We start from the raw sequence: 17,939 nt of genomic DNA on the forward strand, positions 1-17,939 counted from the left end.
GTATAGACTATTTATATTTTATCGATCAAGAAATGAATACGCTATTTTAATGCTTAGGGATAGAAAGATAAAAGAAATGATTGACCAATTGAATTTTTCTTAGTAAAGTTTCTAGTAAATAGGGATGAATTATTTTAGAAGGAGAAAATTGTGGCTAAGACTAATCTAAACGACTTTGACAAGATTATCGTGCTTGATTTTGGTAGTCAATATAACCAACTGATTACCCGTCGAATTCGTGATTTTGGTATTTATTCAGAACTTTTGCCTCATGACTTGAGCATTGAAAAGATTAAGAAAATGGCACCTAAAGGAATTATCTTTTCAGGTGGTCCTAACAGTGTTTATGATGAAGGCGCATTAAAGGTTGATCCTGAAATCTTTAAGCTAGGTATTCCAATTTTAGGTATTTGTTACGGGATGCAGCTGATGAGTTACGACTTAGGTGGCAACGTAGAAAAGGCTGATAATTCAGAATATGGCCGTGCAGATATCGAAGTAACTGATCCAAATGCGGTCTTGTTTGAAGGTTTACCTAAAGAGCAATATGTATGGATGAGTCATGGAGATTTAGTGACTAAGGCACCAGAAGGCTTTAAAGTTACTGCTAAGAGTAAGAACTGCCCAATTTCTGCAATTGCTAATGATGAAAAGAAATTCTATGGAATTCAATTCCATGCGGAAGTTCGTAATTCAGAATATGGGTTAGATATTTTAAAGAACTTTGCATTCGATGTTTGCGATGCAAAAGCTAATTGGACAATGGACGATTTCATTGACATGCAAGTTGATGAAATTCGTGAAAAAGTCGGTGATAAGAAAGTCATCTTGGGCCTTTCAGGTGGTGTTGATTCAAGCGTTACAGCAACACTTTTGCACAAGGCAATTGGTGATCAATTGACTGCGATTTTTGTTGATCATGGGATGCTTCGTAAGGACGAAGGCGACCAAGTAATGCAAGCCTTGAACAAGGATCTTGGTGTAAACATTATTCGTGTTAATGCACAAAAGCGCTTTTTAGGTAAACTTAAGGGCGTAACCGACCCTGAGCAAAAACGTAAGATCATTGGTAAGGAATTTATTGAAGTCTTTAATGAAGAAGCTAAGAAGCTTAAGGATGTTGATTTTTTAGCTCAAGGTACGTTATATACTGATGTGATTGAATCAGGTACTAATACTGCTCAAACAATCAAGTCTCACCACAATGTTGGAGGCTTACCTGAAGACATGCATTTTGAATTGATTGAACCACTTCGTAAGCTTTTCAAGGATGAGGTTCGTGAACTAGGAGAAAAATTAGGTATTCCACACGACTTAGTATGGCGTCAACCATTTCCAGGTCCAGGTCTTGGTATTCGTGTACTTGGCGAAGTTACCGAAGATAAGCTCAAGATTGTGCGTGAAAGTGACGCAATTTTACGTGATGAAATTAAAAAAGCAGGACTACAAGAAGATGTTTGGCAATACTTCACAGTCCTACCCGGTATCCGCTCAGTTGGCGTGATGGGCGATGGAAGAACTTATGACTACACCATTGGTATTCGTGCCGTAACTTCAATTGATGGAATGACTGCTGACTTTGCTAAATTGCCATGGGATGTATTAAGCAAGATTTCTACAAGAATTGTAGATGAATGTGATCACATTAACCGCGTAGTTTACGATATTACCAGTAAGCCACCTTCCACAATTGAATGGGAATAATAGAATATATAAATAAAGCTCGCAATTAGATTTGCGGGCTTTTATTTTGAAAAATATGGTATAATTTGTATAAAGAAAAAGGAGATCCGATGATCTCCTTGCAGCCCGCTTTAAGAGCGGTGGTCGATATTATAAAAATCGTAGAAAACGACGCTCTATAACTCGCCAAAGTTATGTAAGTAGAGCGGCGTTTTTATTTTTTGTGGTGGTCTATATAGGTTAGCAAAGCTAACACAAACGTACCAAACAAAAGCATTAAAGAAATGCTTTCGTAAACCGACAACCCTTTCTGCAGTGTATTGACCATAGGCCTCACCTCCGGGAGGAAAAACAACCGCCGCTCATAAAACTTTCTGCGGAAATAATTATACAGAAACTGTGTTTGTAAAAGAAGACGAACAAGATAAAAAGCTTGCAATTAACTTTGCGGGCTTTTTTAATGAACATCATTGCTTGGTGTTGATACTATTCTTATTTATGGTATAACTAGTTTATAAAATTTTGGAGGATTTGATTAAATGAATTTCAAAAAACAATTATTTTTGGGGGCAATTGCACTCCTTACTGTCGGTTTAACAGGTTGTGCAAATAATACTTCTTCTAATAGTTCTAACAGTCAAGCTACGTCTAGTAAATCAAGTAAAACTAATCAAAGTTCAAGCCATGAGTTAACTATCACTGATATAATTGGAACATATGTAAATAAAGATAAGACAGCCGCAGTTGTGTTACAAAATGGACATACATTATGGTATTACCAAACTAAGAACCATAATGATGGTTCAAAAAATGATTCTGGTAATTGGCATTACGAAGGTCACAATAAATTTACAATTACCATGTCACACAGAGATGATAATAATCAAGAAGTAGATACTAAAGGTTCTTTAGTGTTAGATGGTAAAACTTTGACAATGACTGAAAATAATAATTCAGCTAAACAAGTCTTTACTAAGACAAGTAATGAGGAAAAAGAATATGATGAGATCTTTAATCCAGGTAAAAAAGTAGACTTGGATGATCCATCAACTAGCGCAAATAAAAATGATCAAAGTTCAAATAATTAACTTTGTGGTTAATAAATTAAAAAGCTCGCAATTAAATTTGCGGGCTTTTTGAGTAAATTATTCAGCTTTTTCTTTAATAAAGAAGTATGTAAATAGACAGTAAACAATAATACTGAAGTCTATGAAAAGTGTAGGATTAAAAAAGGGTATATACAAGCCATAAGGAAGTCTAGTAGTAATATAAAAAATACCCAAAACACAGAAAGCATAAATCCAACTGCCATAGACAAACAATCTGTGAAGCTTAATAGGTAAATGCTTTTTATGCTTAATCAAAATAGAAAGATAATTTCTTTGGAATAAATAGAAATTAAAAAAGTATAAAGCAACGCTAAAAATTGAAAGAGATATTCCTCGGGTAATAAGTGGCTCAAAGCCAGATAGAACGGATGTGCTTTCCATTATTGGACCTATAATGCTTAAAACTGCTAGAATACTAGCCAAAACAAGATATTTATCATTATTTTTATGAAATGTCTTAATTGTAGCTTCTAGTTTTTTCTTTTCTTCTCTGACATCGAAATTCTGCATTTTAAGTTGTTTGAACTCGCGTACATTCATTATGCTGTAAACGAATAAGACTGCTGCAATTGCTATAGTTATAATAAACAAAATATAGCCAATAGCAGAAACTATTGAGGTTAAGCGATCACCATATTTTTCTAAGAAATATTTTGTGTCTAAACTATACCTTAATGCACGTGTGAAGCAAATACATGCTAAACCAAAAATAATTAAGGCAATAGCTAACGCACGTAATTTTGCACTTTTTCGACTAGCAGTTAAATATTTTTTTACTAGTTCATCAGATAAAATAGGTAATTTATCTTTATCATTAACATCTTCATTTTTAAGTTCAAATGAAGGTTCGCCACTCTTTAATAGATAGTCAGTTGTGACACCAAATAATTCTGATAAATTAACTATTTTTTCAATATCTGGAATTGATTGTTCACTTTCCCATTTTGAAACAGCTTGGCGACTAACGTTCATTTTTTCAGCTAAGCCTTCTTGAGAAAGATTATTCTTTTTCCGCAAGTCTGCGATTTTTTGACCTAATCTCATAATAGATCATCCTTTCTGTTTTTATTGATCTTAATTTATAAAAAATCTTGGTTGCAGACAACCACTTTTTGATTGCTTAACGGGCAACTATTAGTTGCAAATACCTTTTTATAGGCTAAATGGTGCTATATGTATCTACAAAATAATAAAATATAATCACATAAAAAAGTGGGAGGTAGTCTTATGGTCTTTTTGAAAGATAAAGAAAATAATAAAACGGCCAAAGTTTTTAAAACAGAAAATTCAGAAGCAATTAGGTTAACCAACCAAGATACTGCTATCTTTAAAGTTAAACCTGAAGATCAGGTAATCAAAGAGGTCGGATGTCGATTACATTAAAAAAGCCTGAAGTATCAGAGGATGTAAAGAAAAAAGTTAGCGAGATCTTAAATGAAGATGCAGATTTAATTCAAGCATTAAAGGATTTGTAAAGATGGAAACGCATGATCCATTAATAAAAATATGTTATAATTTGTGTAAAGAAAAAGGAGATCCGAAGATCTCCTTGCAGCCCGCTTTAAGAGCGGTGGTATATTATAGTTTAGACTGACGCCTACTCAATAACTGACCAAAGTATGATTGAGCGGCGTTTTTATTTTTTGTGGTGGTCGATGTAAGTTAGCAAGGCTAACACAAACGTACCAAACAAAAGCATTAAAGAAATGCTTTCGTAAACCGACATGGTTGAACCCTTTCTGCAGTGTGTTGACCATAGGCCTCACCTCCGGGAGGAAAAACAACCGCCGCTCATAAAACTTTCTGCAAAAATTAGTATAGCGAAAATTTGTTCGTAAAGAAAGACGAACAAGATTAAAAAGCCCGCAATAAAAATTTAAATAAAATATTAAAACTCCCAACAAAAATTGGGAGTTTTTTGCGTAATAAGGATTAGAAATAAAATTTTTAGTAGAAGAGGAAAAATCATGGAATATATTAAAAAATTATTTGCTGATCCAAAAATGTACAATGAAGTTGAGTTTGGTAAGAAGATTCATGAAGAGAATGTATTACTAAAATTGATGCAAGAAATTCTTCCTGAAGAACATGTTGTATCAGCCGGATTTCGTTTTCCCGAAGATAAAGATAATCGAAATATTTTTGCTAAAACTGCTGATGGAGAAACTATAATGATTGGACTGCTTGTAGCTGATAAAGAAACTTGGCCGAGTGGTTTAAACTATCTTCAAAATATGTTGAAAGATGAAGTCTATCGTTTTATGAGAAATGAATTATTGCTTTGTAGAACTTATTTTATTTTGTTAACTCCAGTAGATCCATGGAAAAATGGAAGAGAAAAATACACTATTTCATTTCGAAATGAGCAATCAGAAGAATTGACTGAGATGCTTAAATCTAAGTTAGTTATTGTTTGTCCAGAGAATTAAGAGGTAATAGCTTTGCGCAATTTAGATATAGATAGGTAAAATAGAAAGGAGAAGATAATGATTTTACTGATGAGAAAAGGTGAGAGAATGTTATATCCATACATTGAATTGCCAGATGAAACGATTATTACACATTCGGAAATTTTAGAAAATAACTCCGTTTTAATTAATTTCGAACAGCCTTATGATGACGGATTTAGGGAAGCAAGAATTGAGTTGCCAAGTTATAAGTGGTTATATAATGACGGCTTTAGTAATGAACAAATAAAGTTCTTTGTTCAATTTGCACATAAAAATGCTGCTGTAATTTATAAATATGCTAGATTAGGTGGAATAGATAATGCCTAATATTTTTAGTACTTTAGGATATCATATATATTTTTGGTCAAATGAGAATGATGAACCTATTCATGTTCACGTATCTAAAGGAAGACCAAACGCTCATGCAACAAAGTTTGGCTTACTAAATCTGGAGGATGTGTGCTGGCTAGTAACGGAAGTAATCTTAGCAGTCATGATATTAATAAATTGATTGATGTTATTACGGCGCAATACGATTTGATTTGTGAACGCTGGTTGAAATACTTTAATGCAAAACAAATTCAGTTTTATATATAACCAAAACTATATTTTATAATTAATGCCAAAAAGCTCGCAATTAATTGCGAGCTTTTTACTATGCTTAGATTAATTATTACCATACTAATCCTATAAGCGAGAAGATGATTTCACTGACTAGTACTAGCAAAACATTCATTAAAATCCCTTTAAATGTAGTTTCTTTATGAGGATCCTTAACAAAGGTTCTAGTTGAACGATAGACTAGTGGAATGGTAAGTAAACTGCCTAAAGCAAGGGTAGGTAGATAGTGCAAGAATAGTGCAAGACAATGCTTAGAATTAAAAAGATATATGCTAAAACGTAATATGTGCATAAAACAATCAAAGCATTCTTGCGACCAATATAAAATGGGAGAGTTTTACGACCAATTTTAACGTCTTCTTCTACGTCACAAATATTGTTGGCTAGCATTACGTTGGCAATAACAAAGATCGCAGGGCAGGCAACAATGATTGCTTTAGCCCAGAAAAAACTATCAAAGGAATGTATGTTGTAAATATTGACGTAGATACCTAAAAGAGTGATGTTATAGCCCATTGTAATTCCAGAGGCGGGTTCGCCAAAAGGAGTTTTTAGAATTGGGTAAGGACCGCCTGAGTAGCAATAACCAATTAAGTAGCTAAAGAAACCGATTAAGAGAATTATCCAACCGACTTTAAAACTAAGTATGATGCCAATAGTCGCAGAAACAAGGGTTAATAGAATAATTACATTTCTAGCCCAATTTCGGGAGATGTTGAATTTTTCTAAAATATTATTGTAACTAGTAACATGATTTTTCTTATAGCGAAGATAATCAGTATATTGATTATGACCATTAACGGCTAAGTGAAAAGAAATTACGGCTAGAAAAAGCCAAAGACAATAAGATAAATTGAAATGGTGATAATAGTAACTAGCCATTAATGAGCCAATAATATATGGCAAGGCTGAAATGATAATTGTCTGTATTTGAACAAGTGCGTTAAATTTTTGAATTATAGAGTATTTTTTCATAAGTAATTACCTTAAATAGTGATTACTTAAAATTATAGTCTAAACTTTGCTAAGTTGAAAAGAATGATAAAAATGGAAACTCAGTAAAATTATATACAAGTTTATTTTTATTAAGGCTTTTTAAACTGGCTTATGTCTACTCCTTCAAGTTGAAGTAGTTTAATCTTTTTATCAATACCACCACCATAACCGGTTAAATTGTGGTTAACGCCGACAACACGGTGGCAAGGAACAATAATGCAGATATGATTTCGACCAACAGCCCCACCAGTTGCTCTAATAGGTAAATGTTTTTTATCTTGTGCAGCTTTCATAGCGATATATTTATAAGTAGTAGTTGTCCCATAAGGGATTTTTAGTAAGGCTTGCCAAACTCTTTTCTGGAAATCAGTACCAGTAAGGTGCAATTGAGGAATAAAATTAGGCTCTTTTCCTTGAAAAAAAATATTTAACCATTTTTTAGCAGAAGATAGATATTTGTTTTCTCCTTCGGAATAGTTTTTTGCAAGAATATCTCCATAGTAACGATCAGTATCTAGCCATAGACCAACTAGACCTTGCTCGTCACTAGCGAGCAATATTTTTCCAATAGGTGAATTGTAGTAAGAAATAGTTTGCATGAAACACATCCTCTTTTGTTTAATATATATCAATTCTAAGCCTAGCAAAAAGACCAGTGACTTGAAGTGTTCACTGGTCTTTTCATTATTTAGCGATCTTATGTACCTTATGTGCAATGACCATTTCTTTATTACGGTCAGTATAAATCGCATCTTTGAGATAATTTAAAGGTTGTCTTAACAAACCTTTATTAGCTAAGAATAAAAAATCTGCATGATGATGATTCAAATGACGCAAATATCTTTTAGCGTTCTTAATCTTAGCATGATGCTCTAAAGCAAGTTTGGGCTCAAAGTCAGTAATCTTGTGTTCAGCATTATATACTGGCGTAACTTTGTGATGCCACTTGTCGATATGGTGGGTATTATGTGCACCAATTTCTTTACTTGCCTTAACAATGTCTTTTTTAGTGGCTAAATTATCTTGATGCTTTAACTGTGAGTTTTTGTCATAGTAGTAATTTCCAAGGCCATCTTGACGATAAAGCTGCAAATTCTTTAATGACTTATCTTTATTATCAACAGTTACCTTCAGAACATCGCCATTTTTATGATTCATAAGATACATATCATGGTCAATTGTGTAATTATCCTTCATGACTAAAATATCCACCTCTTTTATTTATATCTGAATGATATTATAGCCACATTTTAAGAGAAAGTATAGTGATTAAGTTATAGTTTTAATCAATTATTAAATTAGTTAAACTTTATTAATAATTAATAATATTATTACGCTAAAAGGCAGTTAGAAATTAATCCTAGCCGCCTTTTAGTGTATATACTTAAATTTATTAATCTTAATTAGTGTTCTTTTCCATCAATGATAACGTGAACACGAGGATTCTTTGGACCTTTGGCTTTAGAAATAACGCCCTTGTTAACTAAATTTTCGATTTGATCTGCATCATAACCAAGTTCAGTTAAAATTTCCTTGTTGTTTTCACCAAGGTCAGGTGCTCTGTCATAAGCTGGTTTGTAGTTTGAAAGACTGAATGGTAAACCAATAGTCTTGAACTTACCACGATTACCACCTTGGTCGATAGTAACGATTGTACCATCGCTATTTAGATCTGGATCGTTTTCAAGTTCGTGCCAGTCTAGAACTGGTCCAACTGGAACGCCAGCAGCACCGAGCTCTTTAGTTAGAGTATATTTATCGTATTGCTTAGTGTAGGCTTCAATTAATGGATATAATTCTTCTTTGTGTAATTGACGGTGTTGCCAGTCGACAAATCTTGGATCTTTTTCCCATTCTGGGTGACCCATGGCTTCACACATCTTATCCCATTTCTTATTTTCGTTTTGAATAACGATGTATACATATGCATTAGGATCAGTTTCCCAACCCTTAGCCTTGTAAGTCCAACCGATAACTTGTCCACCTTCAGTGTTCTCAGCACGCGGAATTGCCTTGCCCCACTTCCAGTCAGGGTAAACTGCATAGTGAGGTAAAGCACCCAAGTTATCAAGCATAAGTTGGTCACGTAACTTAATACGGCAAAGGTTAAGAACAGCATCTTGCATTGATTGATAAACAAAAGTACCTTCACCTGTGTGCTCACGTTGTAATAAAGCGGCTAAAATACCGATAGCTAAGTGCATACCAGTATTTGAATCACCTAGAGCAGCTGCAGATTGAGTAGGAACATTGTTTGCACCTTTGTTCCAACCTGTTGCAGATGCAGAACCACCAGCAGCTTGAGCAACTGGTTCAAAGGCTTTAACATTCTCAAAACGTGATCCTTCGTTAAATCCCTTTAATGAAGCATAAATTAATCTAGGATTGATGGAGTGAAGCTTTTCCCAACCAAAGCCGTTACGATCAGCTGAACCTGGTGCAATATTTTCAACAAAGACATCAGCTTTTTTGGCTAAATCGTACATAATCTTTTTACCTTCAGGAGTCTTAATATCCAAAGTTAAAGATCTCTTGTTGGCATTTAATTGTAAGTAGTAAAGACTCCATGAATCTTTAATATCAAGTAATTCATTTCTAGTTGGGTCACCGGTATTAGTACGTTCAATTTTAATAACATCAGCACCGAGCCAAGCTAAAAGTTGAGTACATGATGGACCTGATTGGACTTGAGTCCAGTCAACAATTTTAATACCTTTTAATGGAGCATATTCATTTTGTTCGTTTTTTTCGTTTTCACTCATTTTAATTACTCCTCATCAATTTTCTTTTGTTCAGCTTCTTCAAGAGGCTTTAAGTTTAATTCTGGGTTTAAATTACCAATGTGGCCTGATTCTTTGCCCATTGAAGGATCAATTTGAACGTTGATAATACTTGGACGGCCTGAGTCAACAGCTGTAGCAAAAGTATCTTTCATTTCTTGATAGTTAGTTACGTAGTAATTATCACCGCCGAAGGCTTTAGCAATTAGGTCATAGCGACCAGTTGGATCAAGTGTAGTTGGACCCAATTGATCTGGAACAACATTATCAACACCATTATAAATACCACCATTGTTAATAACGACAACAGTAATTGGTAAATTGTAACGGCACATTGTTTCAACATCCATACCGTCAAAACCAAATGCACTGTCCCCATCTAAGGCAACAACATGCTTACCAGTTTCGACAGCAGTAGCGATGGCATACCCCATGCCAACACCCATGACGCCCCAAGTACCAGTATCAAGTCTGTGGCGAGGAAGTTTCATACCAATCATGTCACGACCAATATCAAGGGTATTAGCACCTTCACTTACAAGGTAGGTGTCTGGATGTTCTTGGAAGTAATCATTAATAGGTTCGATAGCGCCATAATATCCAAATTCTGGGTTAGTTTCCCCAGCTTTAATTCTTTTAGCGAACTTAGCGTCATTCTTAGCAGTATCTTGAGCAATTGCATCAAGCCAGTCAGAAGGTACCTTGTAGCCAGTTGCAGTAAGAGCTGGAACTAATTTATTTAAAATAGAGGTTAAGTCACCTTGAAGTGGTGCAGAAATCTTTTGTGCAGAATCAAATTGGGTTGCATCAATATCTAATTGGATAAACTTAGCATCTGGGTTAAATTGTGGTGCATCACCATATGAAAGCATCCAGTTTAATCTTGCGCCAATTAGAATTACTACGTCTGCATTCTTTAATGATAATGAACGAGCAGCAGCAGCAGAGTGTTTGTCGTCATCTGGAACAAGACCTTTAGCCATTGACATTGGTAAGAATGGAATATCGGTCTTGTTAATCAATTCTTGAACTTGCTTTTCAGTTTTGTCATAAGCAGCACCTTTACCAAGAATGATCAAAGGCTTTTTAGCTTGTTTAATGATGTTAACTGCGCGGTTAATTGCATCGTCACTTGGTTCTTGAAGTGGAGCTGGATCAACTAACTTGTAAACACCCATGTTCTTTTCACTCAGGTCATCATTAAGTTGAGCAATAGTGTCAGCTGGTAAATCAAGGTAAACACCACCTGGTCTACCAGATACAGCAGTACGAATAGCACGTGCAACTGCTAAACCAACATCTTATCTTGTGCACGATCAACACGGTAAGCCTTTTTACAGAAAGGTTTAGCAACGTTATATTGATCTAAGCCTTCGTAGTCACCTTGAGCTAAGTCGATAATATGACGTTCTGAAGAACCAGAAATCATAATTAATGGGAAACAGTTTTTAGTAGCTTGTGCTAAAGCAGTTAATCCATTCAAAAAACCTGGTGCGGATACAGTCATTGCTACACCAGGTTTTTTAGTTAAAAATCCGGCAGCTGCGGCAGCGTCTACGGCTGAGTCTTCACGACGAAAGCCATAATACTTCATTCCTCTTAATTCAGCTAATCTAGCTAAATCAGTAATCGGAATACCTACAACTCCGTATAAGTTGTTAATACCATTTTTTTGTAAAGCGTCAATTAATAAACTGGCACCAGTTCTATTTAAAGAGTCATCTACCATAACGTAACCTCCATGGTAATGATAATTACTATTTTATATAAAAGCGCTATTCCAAAATGGGATTGCGTACAACTAATTTATAACTTTTTTTGAATTTGTTAGCAAGAAAAAAACTATAAAAAAACTTTTATTTCAATATAAAAAGCGCTTTCTAAGTATGAATATATAATAGTTATCTTCTATTAATTGTTTCTTATATATTGCTTCTGATATACAGTGAATTTAAAATAACGATTTTGTCAGAATTATGAAATCGTTCCACTTGCTTATATTTTGATAAAGTCTATATTTAGTTTGTGATGAAGAAAGTTTTCATCGGGAATAAACTGGTCAGATTATAAGCGAGGTATAGAGATGATTAGTATCTTAATCAATGACATAATCCCAATTTTGGTGATTATGTTACTAGGTTATCTCTGCGGAAAGTTTTACTTTTTCGATAATGATCAGAGACAAGGATTAAATAAATTAGTTCTTGATATCGCATTACCAGCAGCTTTATTCATTTCAATTGTTAAAGCTACCAGAAAAATGTTTGCGCAAGATATCGTATTAACGTTAATTTCTATTGTTGGTGTTGTTGGGCTATTTATGCTGAGTTATTACTTAGATAAATTGCTCTTTCATAGAACTACGCAACAAGCAGCTGTTTGTGCTTTGATTGCAGGTTCCCCAACAATTGGTTTCCTTGGTTTTGCTGTATTAGATCCTATTTATGGAAATAATGCAACAACTAACTTAGTTATTGGAATTGTATCGATTGTGGTTAATGCTATTACCATTCCATTGGGATTAGCTTTAATTAACAAAGGTCAAACCTTAACTAAGAAGAAAGCTAAAGCAAATCCAAATAATAAGGGAACTAAAGTTGAAGTAGAAGACATAAAGGGAAAGGGCTTAAATAAGACTAAGAAGAAGGTCGTAGTAACTATTCCCGATGGTGTTCCAGTTACTGATGCGGAAGCTAAGGCTTTGAAAGAAAAGGGGATTGAGCGTGAAATTGATTTAGCTAGAGCAGAAATTGCTGATCATGCTGATGAACCTCATAAGCCGATGAACCCAACTTTAAAATCAGTTATTAATGCAATTAAACAACCAGTTGCAGCGGCTCCATTAATTGCGGTTATTTTAGTTTTAATTGGAATTAGAATTCCTACTTCTTGGGCCCCAACTTTTGATTTAATTGCTAAGGCTAACGCGGGTGTTGCTGTTTTAGCAGCTGGTCTTGCCTTATCTACAGTTAAATTTTCAATTGACAAAGAAGTTATTTGGAATACTTTCTTTAGACTATTCTTAACACCGGCAGTGATTGTTGCAGCAGCATATCTTTGCGGTATGGGATCAGATCCTACCAAGATTTCAATGCTTTGTTTGGCAACCGGATTGCCACCAGCATTTTCTGGAATTATTATTTCCAGCCGCTACAACATTTATGTCAAGGAAGGTGCAAGTTCAGTTGCAGTTTCAACTGTCTTCTTTGCAGTCAGCTGTATTTTCTGGATTTGGCTATTACCAATTTTGGCGCATATGTTTTAGAGAGAATTTATATATAATTAAGAGACAGGAAGGTAACCTGTCTCTTTTTGTTAGGAATAAAAAATGATTGATAATAAAAATTTATTGAAACTTTTACGAATTGAATTGCGAAAGATGAGTAATGGTAACAAACTTAAATTTTTAACTTATAAAAAGGATCGCAGCGTTCTTGTGGAAAAGAATGGGGATAATTTTAGAATTGTTGAAGATGGCTATCGTAAAATCGTTTGGGATGATTTGACTGAAGCAGAAGTTTTGAAAAGAGTAAAAAGATTGCAGAAAATAGAGTTTCCCAGGAGCAATAAATTATATTTAGCTAGAGAAAGATAGAAAAAGACAGGCTTTATAAAACCTGTCTTTTTTACACACTATTTAATTTTAATATCTCCGTCTTGGCTAGAAGCTGTTAATACATTAGAGCTATTTTGATTTTCAACAAAGAAGTCATTAGAAGAGCGGCCCTTAACGTTAATATCACCATCACTAACATTTAGTTTATAACCGGTAAAATTAGATTGAGTTATCTTAATATCGCCGTCATCCGTGTTTACTTTAAAACCAACTTTACTACTTAATTTATTGATAGTAATATCGCCATCATTAGTATCAATCTTTCCACTTAGAGCTTTTAGGTTATTAATATTAATGTCACCATCGTTTGTATTAAGTGAAATTGGGTTTGTTGTAGCAATATTTTTAACTTCGATATCCCCATCATTAGTTGATAAGGTAAGTTTCTTTACTAACTGTTTAGGCACAGTAATTGTAATGGCTGGATCACTATTAACCTGGTGAATACCAATAGCTGATTGTTTAATAGTTAAAATACCGTTTTTTCTGCTAACAGTTGGCTTCAAATTCTTAGGCCCTTCATATTCAACCTGATATTTATCGCCATATTTGACAGAAATATCAGCGAGAGCAACAGAAATTTCTAGTTTATTGAATCCTTGATTACTGATTGTAGTTTTGATTTCTGGCTTAGTATCATCATGATTCGAAATGATAATACTACAAGCGGAAAGGATCATTGCTAAAGAAAATAGTAGAGAAATTAAGCCGAACTTTTTACTAATATTTTTCATAAAAAACTCCTAAGATAATAGTTAGGTTAATTATCTTATATTCATTAAATGAAGTAAATTCAAACAAAAAGCAGGAGGATAAGTTAATGAAAAAATTACCACCAATTCAAAAAATTTTAGAAGCTTATACTGCAATTGTGGATAATCATGTGAATTTAACAGAGAATGAGGCAAAAGTAACATCATCTAATGGAGCTAAAACTTACACAGTAAGTTGGGAGAACGATGTATATCATTCAAATGATAACGCGACTTACTGGCAAGGATATGCTGGCTATCCCGTGATTGCGGTTTTAATGCTGCAGGGAAAATTACCGTTTAATCAAAAACTAGCTGATAATTTTAAAGCAGTTAATTAGAATGAAATAAATTTAAGTTTTAAGCGCAACTACGCCAAGGCTGCTACTAAAGTTATTGAAGAAAAGGGGCTTAATGAAAATGAAGTAATGGCAGAACTTGAAGTTGTTTATGAAAACTTAAAAAAGTTACCAATTACAATTAAGCGTGGGTCTCTTAGACCGCCTAAGGCTAGAAAATAATTAAGAAGTACATTATTTTTCTATCCTACTCCTTATTTGCTAGCCAGTTCTTATATATTTGAATTAGATCTGTATTAATAGGATCTTTTTCAGCTTCAGGGTTACCTTGATTTTTAACCATGATCATTCCTGCCAAAACGTTAGGATCATCGGGAAAATCTGGTCGATCATTAGCAATGACAATATTAGTAGGATAACCATAGCCAGCATTACGTTCTTCTTTTAAATAACGACGACAGTTTATTTTCAGTTTTATTCCAGGATTTAATATTCCGAGGCTTTTAAATCCTTTAGTTAAATTGAATAATAAGTATTCTGGCATTTTTAAATCTATATTATTCAGATCTTTACAATCTTTCATGTATACTACAGGACGATAATAGAATGTTCCGTTGCTATCAACACTTTGTTGAACACCGTAGCGATGAAATGTTCCGATAACTTTAACACATTTGTAAGTACCTTGCATATTATGTTTCCTCTTTATCTTTTTAGATTTGGTTTTCACATTATTATATACGCAAAGAATACTAATAATTTTTTATTAATTTTTCAATTTTTAATTTCCGTAAATTGCAATAATAAATTGAACACTTTTGGTTAAGCTGCTTGATAGATTCGATCTAATTCTCTTTCAAAGATTTCATCTGGTGTATGATAAGCTAAGATCTTTCTTGGCAATGAGTTGCACCAGGTTTCAATATCAATGATATTTTGTAAAGAATAGTTAGCTATTGCTTCTCCTTTAGGAATGAATCTGCGAATAAGACCATTGTGTCTTTCAACTGTTCCCTTATCACAAGAAGTGTAAGGATGGGCATAGTAAACCAGTGTATTGGATGCTTCTTCTAGGTTGGACAGATCCGCAAATTCTGAACCATTATCAGTGGTAATAGTTTTAAAAATATCATTCCAGTGTTCACTGTATTGTCTTTGGAGTTCTTTAAAGGCTTGCATGACACTGATAGAAGTCTTGTCGGGAATACGAATAATTAAGAATTCACGACTCATGCGCTCAGATAAGGTTAACAGCACTTCATCATCTTTAGTCTTATGTCCAAGAACCAAATCGCATTCCCAATGACCGAATTCATTACGTTCACTAATTTCTTTTGGACGTTCTTCAATACTTCTGCCAAGCTTTTTCTTGTTTTTGCGAACACGATGAAGCTTGGTATTGCGTTTAAGCTTCTCAGGCAAGTCGTAATTATAAATGCCTAATAAGCCCTTATCAACGTAATTATAAAGAGTTTTGGTGCAGACAACATCGCTGCTAGAGAATTCGCCAGCAGCAGTGGCACGATTACTGCAAACATCAAGCGACCAACCGTCTTTAAAGAAATGTTTGTGGACATAGTGAATAAATTGAGTTTTTTTGAGAAAGTCTGATTTGCGCCCACAATTTTTACGATGAGCTTGATATACATCATGTCCTTGAGTAGCCTTGTATCTTTTGACTTTACCATGATACAGTTTTACAGTGCCACGTTTAATCTCATAACTGATAGTAGAAGGAGAACAGTTGAGTTCACGAGCAATTGCACGCAAAGAGCAGCCATCTTTCAAACGCAATTGAATAATAACTCGCTCTTCAAATGATAAATGCTTTCCTTTAACGTGCTGGTTCATGGTAGAATGTAAAGAGTCCATTTTGACCTCCAATAGAAAGTTTTTGTGGTTATTAACATTCTATCAAACAGGTCCGAATGGACTTTTTATTTTTCTAAAGTGTTCAATTTGATTTTACAATCAACGAATTTTTAATTTCTATAAAAATATTTAATTTATATTTTCTGATAATAAAATCTGGGATAAGATAATATTCTAGACCATAAAAAGAACGTTGAGTTTTATGCTCAACGTTCTTTTTACATTAATGAATTTTTACAAATTAATCAAGTAAATCATACTTCAAAGTCATTAAACCATGACCTTCGTTAACCATGTTTCCTAATAATTCAACAGTATTATTGTAGACCGTGTCAGCCATCTTTTGGTTTGCTTCATTAAGCTTGTCTTGAAGTTCGTCGCCAGAATATTTTTCGGCTTCTTTGTCAGTTTCATGTTGAATTTTATGGCATTGAGCAAGACTCTTTTGTTCAAAATCAGCTTCTAATTCGCCATAAACGCGGAAGTTAGTATCACCTAGCTGAGCAGTTAACTTGTTTAACCAGAAGATCTTATTTAGATCAAACTTAGGGCCAGTTTGAAAGCTTGCTGGAGTAGTAGTGATATTAGTGTAGAAAGGAACCATGCTGTTAAAAGTATTTGGACCAAATGCTAACCATTGAACACCAGCAATTTTTTCTGGAACATCATTTCTAATTTGTAAGATATGAGTTTCAAAGTTTCTGTTAATACCAATTGGACGGAATGTCTTCTTTTGTTCAGCACTTCCTTGATCACCATATGCGTCAAAAGGTGTGTCTTGGTAGTGAGAACTTTCTGCCCATTTAATATCTTCAATGCTAATCTTACGGTTAGCGTGACAGATGAAGGGTTGATCTTGATCACTTGGCTCGCCGCCAAAATCAGGGTCAAAGTAATTGTGGATATACCAAGCACGAGGATTATTGTAGTGAGCATCTTTGATTGTTGATGAACCAAAAATATGACGTAAATTGTAGCCTTCGAGATCTGGATTTAGGTGATATTCTTCAATTAAATCTTTAAGATCTTTTGATGAAGCAAAATCATCGTCATCAAAATAAAATTCATCAATGTTTAAACGGTTAGGTGCAATAACATAAGCGTTATCTGGAATACGTCTAGCAGCCCAGTGGTGTCCGCCAATAGTTTCAAGATACCAAATTTCATTCTTATCAGAAAAGGCCATACCGTTCATTTCGTAAGTACCATACTTTTCAAGTAGATAACCTACACGTTCAACACCTTCATATGCAGAGTGAATGTAAGGAAGGGTCAAGGTAACAAAATCTTCTTCACCTAAGCCGCCTTCTTCAAGTAATGGATCAATACCTTGAATACGTGAGTTAGTAGTAATTGTTTCAGTTGCAGTCATAGCAATATTATCTGAGTTGATACCAGCAGCTGCCCAGATTCCATTTTCACCAGATGCATCAGGTGCACTAGTGTAGCGGAGCGGATTAGGAAGAAGATCTTTGTCATCAATCTTTTGATGGCTAATTACGCTTTCGTAGTGCTTGGGTTGATCTTTTGGCATTACTACGTCGAATCTCTCAGGAATAATGGTACGACCACCATCTTCACTACGAGCGATCATTGTTGAACCATCAATAGTTGCATCTTTTCCGACTAAGATAGTAGTACATTCGGTTTGTTTCATTAAAAAAGCTCCTTCTCTATTAACGTATTTATTTATATTTTAAAAGATCTTTCTAATATAAAGCAAACCTTGAAGCTAAATTTACAACAAATATAAGGTATAAT

General features: G+C 34.2%; 18 protein-coding genes and 3 pseudogenes. 9 read left to right on the forward strand and 12 right to left on the reverse strand.

Annotated features, from left to right (window positions below; all coding sequences use genetic code 11):
- The first annotated feature begins 150 nt into the window (after positions 1–150).
- Positions 151–1,704, forward strand: a complete 1,554-nt coding sequence (gene guaA / locus F3I00_RS01280; RefSeq protein WP_020806558.1) for a glutamine-hydrolyzing GMP synthase — start codon at positions 151–153, stop codon at positions 1,702–1,704.
- Positions 1,705–1,897: 193 nt separating this feature from the next.
- On the opposite strand, the gene F3I00_RS10960 is transcribed toward guaA, so the two are convergent.
- Positions 1,898–2,011, reverse strand: coding sequence for a putative holin-like toxin (locus F3I00_RS10960; RefSeq protein ID WP_196767642.1), 114 nt, complete (start codon positions 2,009–2,011; stop codon positions 1,898–1,900).
- A 211-nt stretch (positions 2,012–2,222) separates the two neighbouring features.
- On the opposite strand from F3I00_RS10960, the gene F3I00_RS01290 reads away from it, so the two are divergent.
- A complete protein-coding gene (locus tag F3I00_RS01290; RefSeq protein WP_020806557.1) occupies positions 2,223–2,771 on the forward strand; it encodes a hypothetical protein in 549 nt (182 codons plus the stop codon).
- A 57-nt stretch (positions 2,772–2,828) separates the two neighbouring features.
- Here the strand turns inward: F3I00_RS01290 and F3I00_RS01295 are convergent, their stop codons facing one another.
- The gene (locus F3I00_RS01295) at positions 2,829–3,836 is read right to left on the reverse strand and encodes a helix-turn-helix domain-containing protein (RefSeq protein ID WP_020806556.1); all 1,008 of its coding nucleotides are present in this window, start codon (positions 3,834–3,836) and stop codon (positions 2,829–2,831) included.
- A gap of 183 nt (positions 3,837–4,019) precedes the next feature.
- On the opposite strand from F3I00_RS01295, the gene F3I00_RS10750 reads away from it, so the two are divergent.
- Positions 4,020–4,175 (forward strand): hypothetical protein, encoded by a 156-nt coding sequence (locus F3I00_RS10750; RefSeq protein WP_020806555.1) that lies wholly within the window; start codon positions 4,020–4,022, stop codon positions 4,173–4,175.
- A gap of 253 nt (positions 4,176–4,428) precedes the next feature.
- Here the strand turns inward: F3I00_RS10750 and F3I00_RS01305 are convergent, their stop codons facing one another.
- The gene (locus F3I00_RS01305; protein ID WP_077410116.1) at positions 4,429–4,518 is read right to left on the reverse strand and encodes a putative holin-like toxin; all 90 of its coding nucleotides are present in this window, start codon (positions 4,516–4,518) and stop codon (positions 4,429–4,431) included.
- 241 nt (positions 4,519–4,759) lie between these two features.
- Here F3I00_RS01305 and F3I00_RS01310 point away from each other — a divergent pair, with 241 nt between their 5' ends.
- Genes F3I00_RS01310 through F3I00_RS01320 form a run of 3 tightly spaced genes read left to right on the forward strand, consistent with a single transcriptional unit; the run spans position 4,760 to position 5,753 of the window.
- Entirely contained in the window at positions 4,760–5,221 is a 462-nt protein-coding gene (locus F3I00_RS01310) for a hypothetical protein (protein WP_020806553.1), read from the forward strand.
- Between the two features lie 57 nt (positions 5,222–5,278).
- Positions 5,279–5,569: a hypothetical protein gene (locus F3I00_RS01315; protein WP_003649506.1), complete on the forward strand. Its 291-nt coding sequence runs from the start codon at positions 5,279–5,281 to the stop codon at positions 5,567–5,569.
- Positions 5,562–5,753, forward strand: coding sequence for a DUF4160 domain-containing protein (locus F3I00_RS01320; protein ID WP_020806552.1), 192 nt, complete (start codon positions 5,562–5,564; stop codon positions 5,751–5,753). The genes F3I00_RS01315 and F3I00_RS01320 overlap by 8 nt, the downstream gene beginning before the upstream one ends.
- A 162-nt stretch (positions 5,754–5,915) precedes the next feature.
- Here the strand turns inward: F3I00_RS01320 and F3I00_RS01325 are convergent.
- From F3I00_RS01325 to oxc, 5 genes and pseudogenes are all read right to left on the reverse strand, one after another.
- Positions 5,916–6,838, reverse strand: a pseudogene (locus F3I00_RS01325) (prenyltransferase).
- Positions 6,839–6,948: 110 nt separating this feature from the next.
- Positions 6,949–7,458, reverse strand: a complete 510-nt coding sequence (locus F3I00_RS01330; protein ID WP_020806549.1) for a methylated-DNA--[protein]-cysteine S-methyltransferase — start codon at positions 7,456–7,458, stop codon at positions 6,949–6,951.
- 85 nt (positions 7,459–7,543) lie between these two features.
- Entirely contained in the window at positions 7,544–8,056 is a 513-nt protein-coding gene (locus F3I00_RS01335) for a hypothetical protein (protein ID WP_003649502.1), read from the reverse strand.
- Positions 8,057–8,262: 206 nt separating this feature from the next.
- The gene (gene frc, locus F3I00_RS01340) at positions 8,263–9,621 is read right to left on the reverse strand and encodes a formyl-CoA transferase (protein ID WP_020806548.1); all 1,359 of its coding nucleotides are present in this window, start codon (positions 9,619–9,621) and stop codon (positions 8,263–8,265) included.
- Between the two features lie 5 nt (positions 9,622–9,626).
- Positions 9,627–11,368: pseudogene (gene oxc, locus F3I00_RS01345) on the reverse strand (oxalyl-CoA decarboxylase).
- A 354-nt stretch (positions 11,369–11,722) separates the two neighbouring features.
- Here oxc and F3I00_RS01350 point away from each other — a divergent pair.
- On the forward strand, positions 11,723–12,904 hold the full coding sequence (locus F3I00_RS01350) for an AEC family transporter (protein ID WP_020806547.1): 1,182 nt from the start codon (positions 11,723–11,725) through the stop codon (positions 12,902–12,904).
- A 63-nt stretch (positions 12,905–12,967) separates the two neighbouring features.
- Complete coding sequence (locus tag F3I00_RS01355) at positions 12,968–13,234, forward strand: hypothetical protein (protein ID WP_020806546.1); 267 nt, start codon at positions 12,968–12,970, stop codon at positions 13,232–13,234.
- Between the two features lie 38 nt (positions 13,235–13,272).
- Here F3I00_RS01355 and F3I00_RS01360 read toward each other — a convergent pair whose 3' ends face one another.
- A complete protein-coding gene (locus F3I00_RS01360) occupies positions 13,273–13,989 on the reverse strand; it encodes a DUF4097 family beta strand repeat-containing protein (protein ID WP_020806545.1) in 717 nt (238 codons plus the stop codon).
- Between the two features lie 86 nt (positions 13,990–14,075).
- Between F3I00_RS01360 and F3I00_RS10965 the strand changes: the two are divergent.
- Positions 14,076–14,528, forward strand: a pseudogene (locus tag F3I00_RS10965) (hypothetical protein).
- Between the two features lie 25 nt (positions 14,529–14,553).
- Here the strand turns inward: F3I00_RS10965 and F3I00_RS01370 are convergent.
- From F3I00_RS01370 to F3I00_RS01380, 3 genes are all read right to left on the reverse strand, one after another.
- A complete protein-coding gene (locus tag F3I00_RS01370) occupies positions 14,554–14,997 on the reverse strand; it encodes a hypothetical protein (protein ID WP_020806544.1) in 444 nt (147 codons plus the stop codon).
- A gap of 131 nt (positions 14,998–15,128) precedes the next feature.
- Positions 15,129–16,178: an IS30-like element ISLga1 family transposase gene (locus tag F3I00_RS01375; RefSeq protein ID WP_024273054.1), complete on the reverse strand. Its 1,050-nt coding sequence runs from the start codon at positions 16,176–16,178 to the stop codon at positions 15,129–15,131.
- A 241-nt stretch (positions 16,179–16,419) separates the two neighbouring features.
- On the reverse strand, positions 16,420–17,835 hold the full coding sequence (locus F3I00_RS01380) for a C69 family dipeptidase (RefSeq protein WP_020807240.1): 1,416 nt from the start codon (positions 17,833–17,835) through the stop codon (positions 16,420–16,422).
- Between the last annotated feature and the right edge of the window lie 104 nt (positions 17,836–17,939).

Source organism: Lactobacillus sp. JM1 (genome assembly GCF_009834385.1).
Classification (GTDB): domain Bacteria; phylum Bacillota; class Bacilli; order Lactobacillales; family Lactobacillaceae; genus Lactobacillus; species Lactobacillus paragasseri.

Bases quoted from the DNA above. Each gene is read 5' to 3' on its own strand.
- F3I00_RS01330 (WP_020806549.1), bottom strand. From the start codon at position 7,458: ATGCAAACTATTTCTTACTACAATTCACCTATTGGAAAAATATTGCTC.
- F3I00_RS01290 (WP_020806557.1), top strand. From the start codon at position 2,223: ATGAATTTCAAAAAACAATTATTTTTGGGGGCAATTGCACTCCTTACT.
- F3I00_RS01305 (WP_077410116.1), bottom strand. From the start codon at position 4,518: ATGTCGGTTTACGAAAGCATTTCTTTAATGCTTTTGTTTGGTACGTTT.
- F3I00_RS01375 (WP_024273054.1), bottom strand. From the start codon at position 16,178: ATGGACTCTTTACATTCTACCATGAACCAGCACGTTAAAGGAAAGCAT.
- F3I00_RS01355 (WP_020806546.1), top strand. From the start codon at position 12,968: ATGATTGATAATAAAAATTTATTGAAACTTTTACGAATTGAATTGCGA.
- F3I00_RS01335 (WP_003649502.1), bottom strand. From the start codon at position 8,056: ATGAAGGATAATTACACAATTGACCATGATATGTATCTTATGAATCAT.
- F3I00_RS01370 (WP_020806544.1), bottom strand. From the start codon at position 14,997: ATGCAAGGTACTTACAAATGTGTTAAAGTTATCGGAACATTTCATCGC.
- F3I00_RS10960 (WP_196767642.1), bottom strand. From the start codon at position 2,011: ATGGTCAATACACTGCAGAAAGGGTTGTCGGTTTACGAAAGCATTTCT.
- frc (WP_020806548.1), bottom strand. From the start codon at position 9,621: ATGAGTGAAAACGAAAAAAACGAACAAAATGAATATGCTCCATTAAAA.
- F3I00_RS10750 (WP_020806555.1), top strand. From the start codon at position 4,020: ATGGTCTTTTTGAAAGATAAAGAAAATAATAAAACGGCCAAAGTTTTT.
- F3I00_RS01350 (WP_020806547.1), top strand. From the start codon at position 11,723: ATGATTAGTATCTTAATCAATGACATAATCCCAATTTTGGTGATTATG.
- F3I00_RS01320 (WP_020806552.1), top strand. From the start codon at position 5,562: ATGCCTAATATTTTTAGTACTTTAGGATATCATATATATTTTTGGTCA.
- F3I00_RS01310 (WP_020806553.1), top strand. From the start codon at position 4,760: ATGGAATATATTAAAAAATTATTTGCTGATCCAAAAATGTACAATGAA.
- F3I00_RS01380 (WP_020807240.1), bottom strand. From the start codon at position 17,835: ATGAAACAAACCGAATGTACTACTATCTTAGTCGGAAAAGATGCAACT.
- F3I00_RS01315 (WP_003649506.1), top strand. From the start codon at position 5,279: ATGATTTTACTGATGAGAAAAGGTGAGAGAATGTTATATCCATACATT.
- F3I00_RS01295 (WP_020806556.1), bottom strand. From the start codon at position 3,836: ATGAGATTAGGTCAAAAAATCGCAGACTTGCGGAAAAAGAATAATCTT.
- F3I00_RS01360 (WP_020806545.1), bottom strand. From the start codon at position 13,989: ATGAAAAATATTAGTAAAAAGTTCGGCTTAATTTCTCTACTATTTTCT.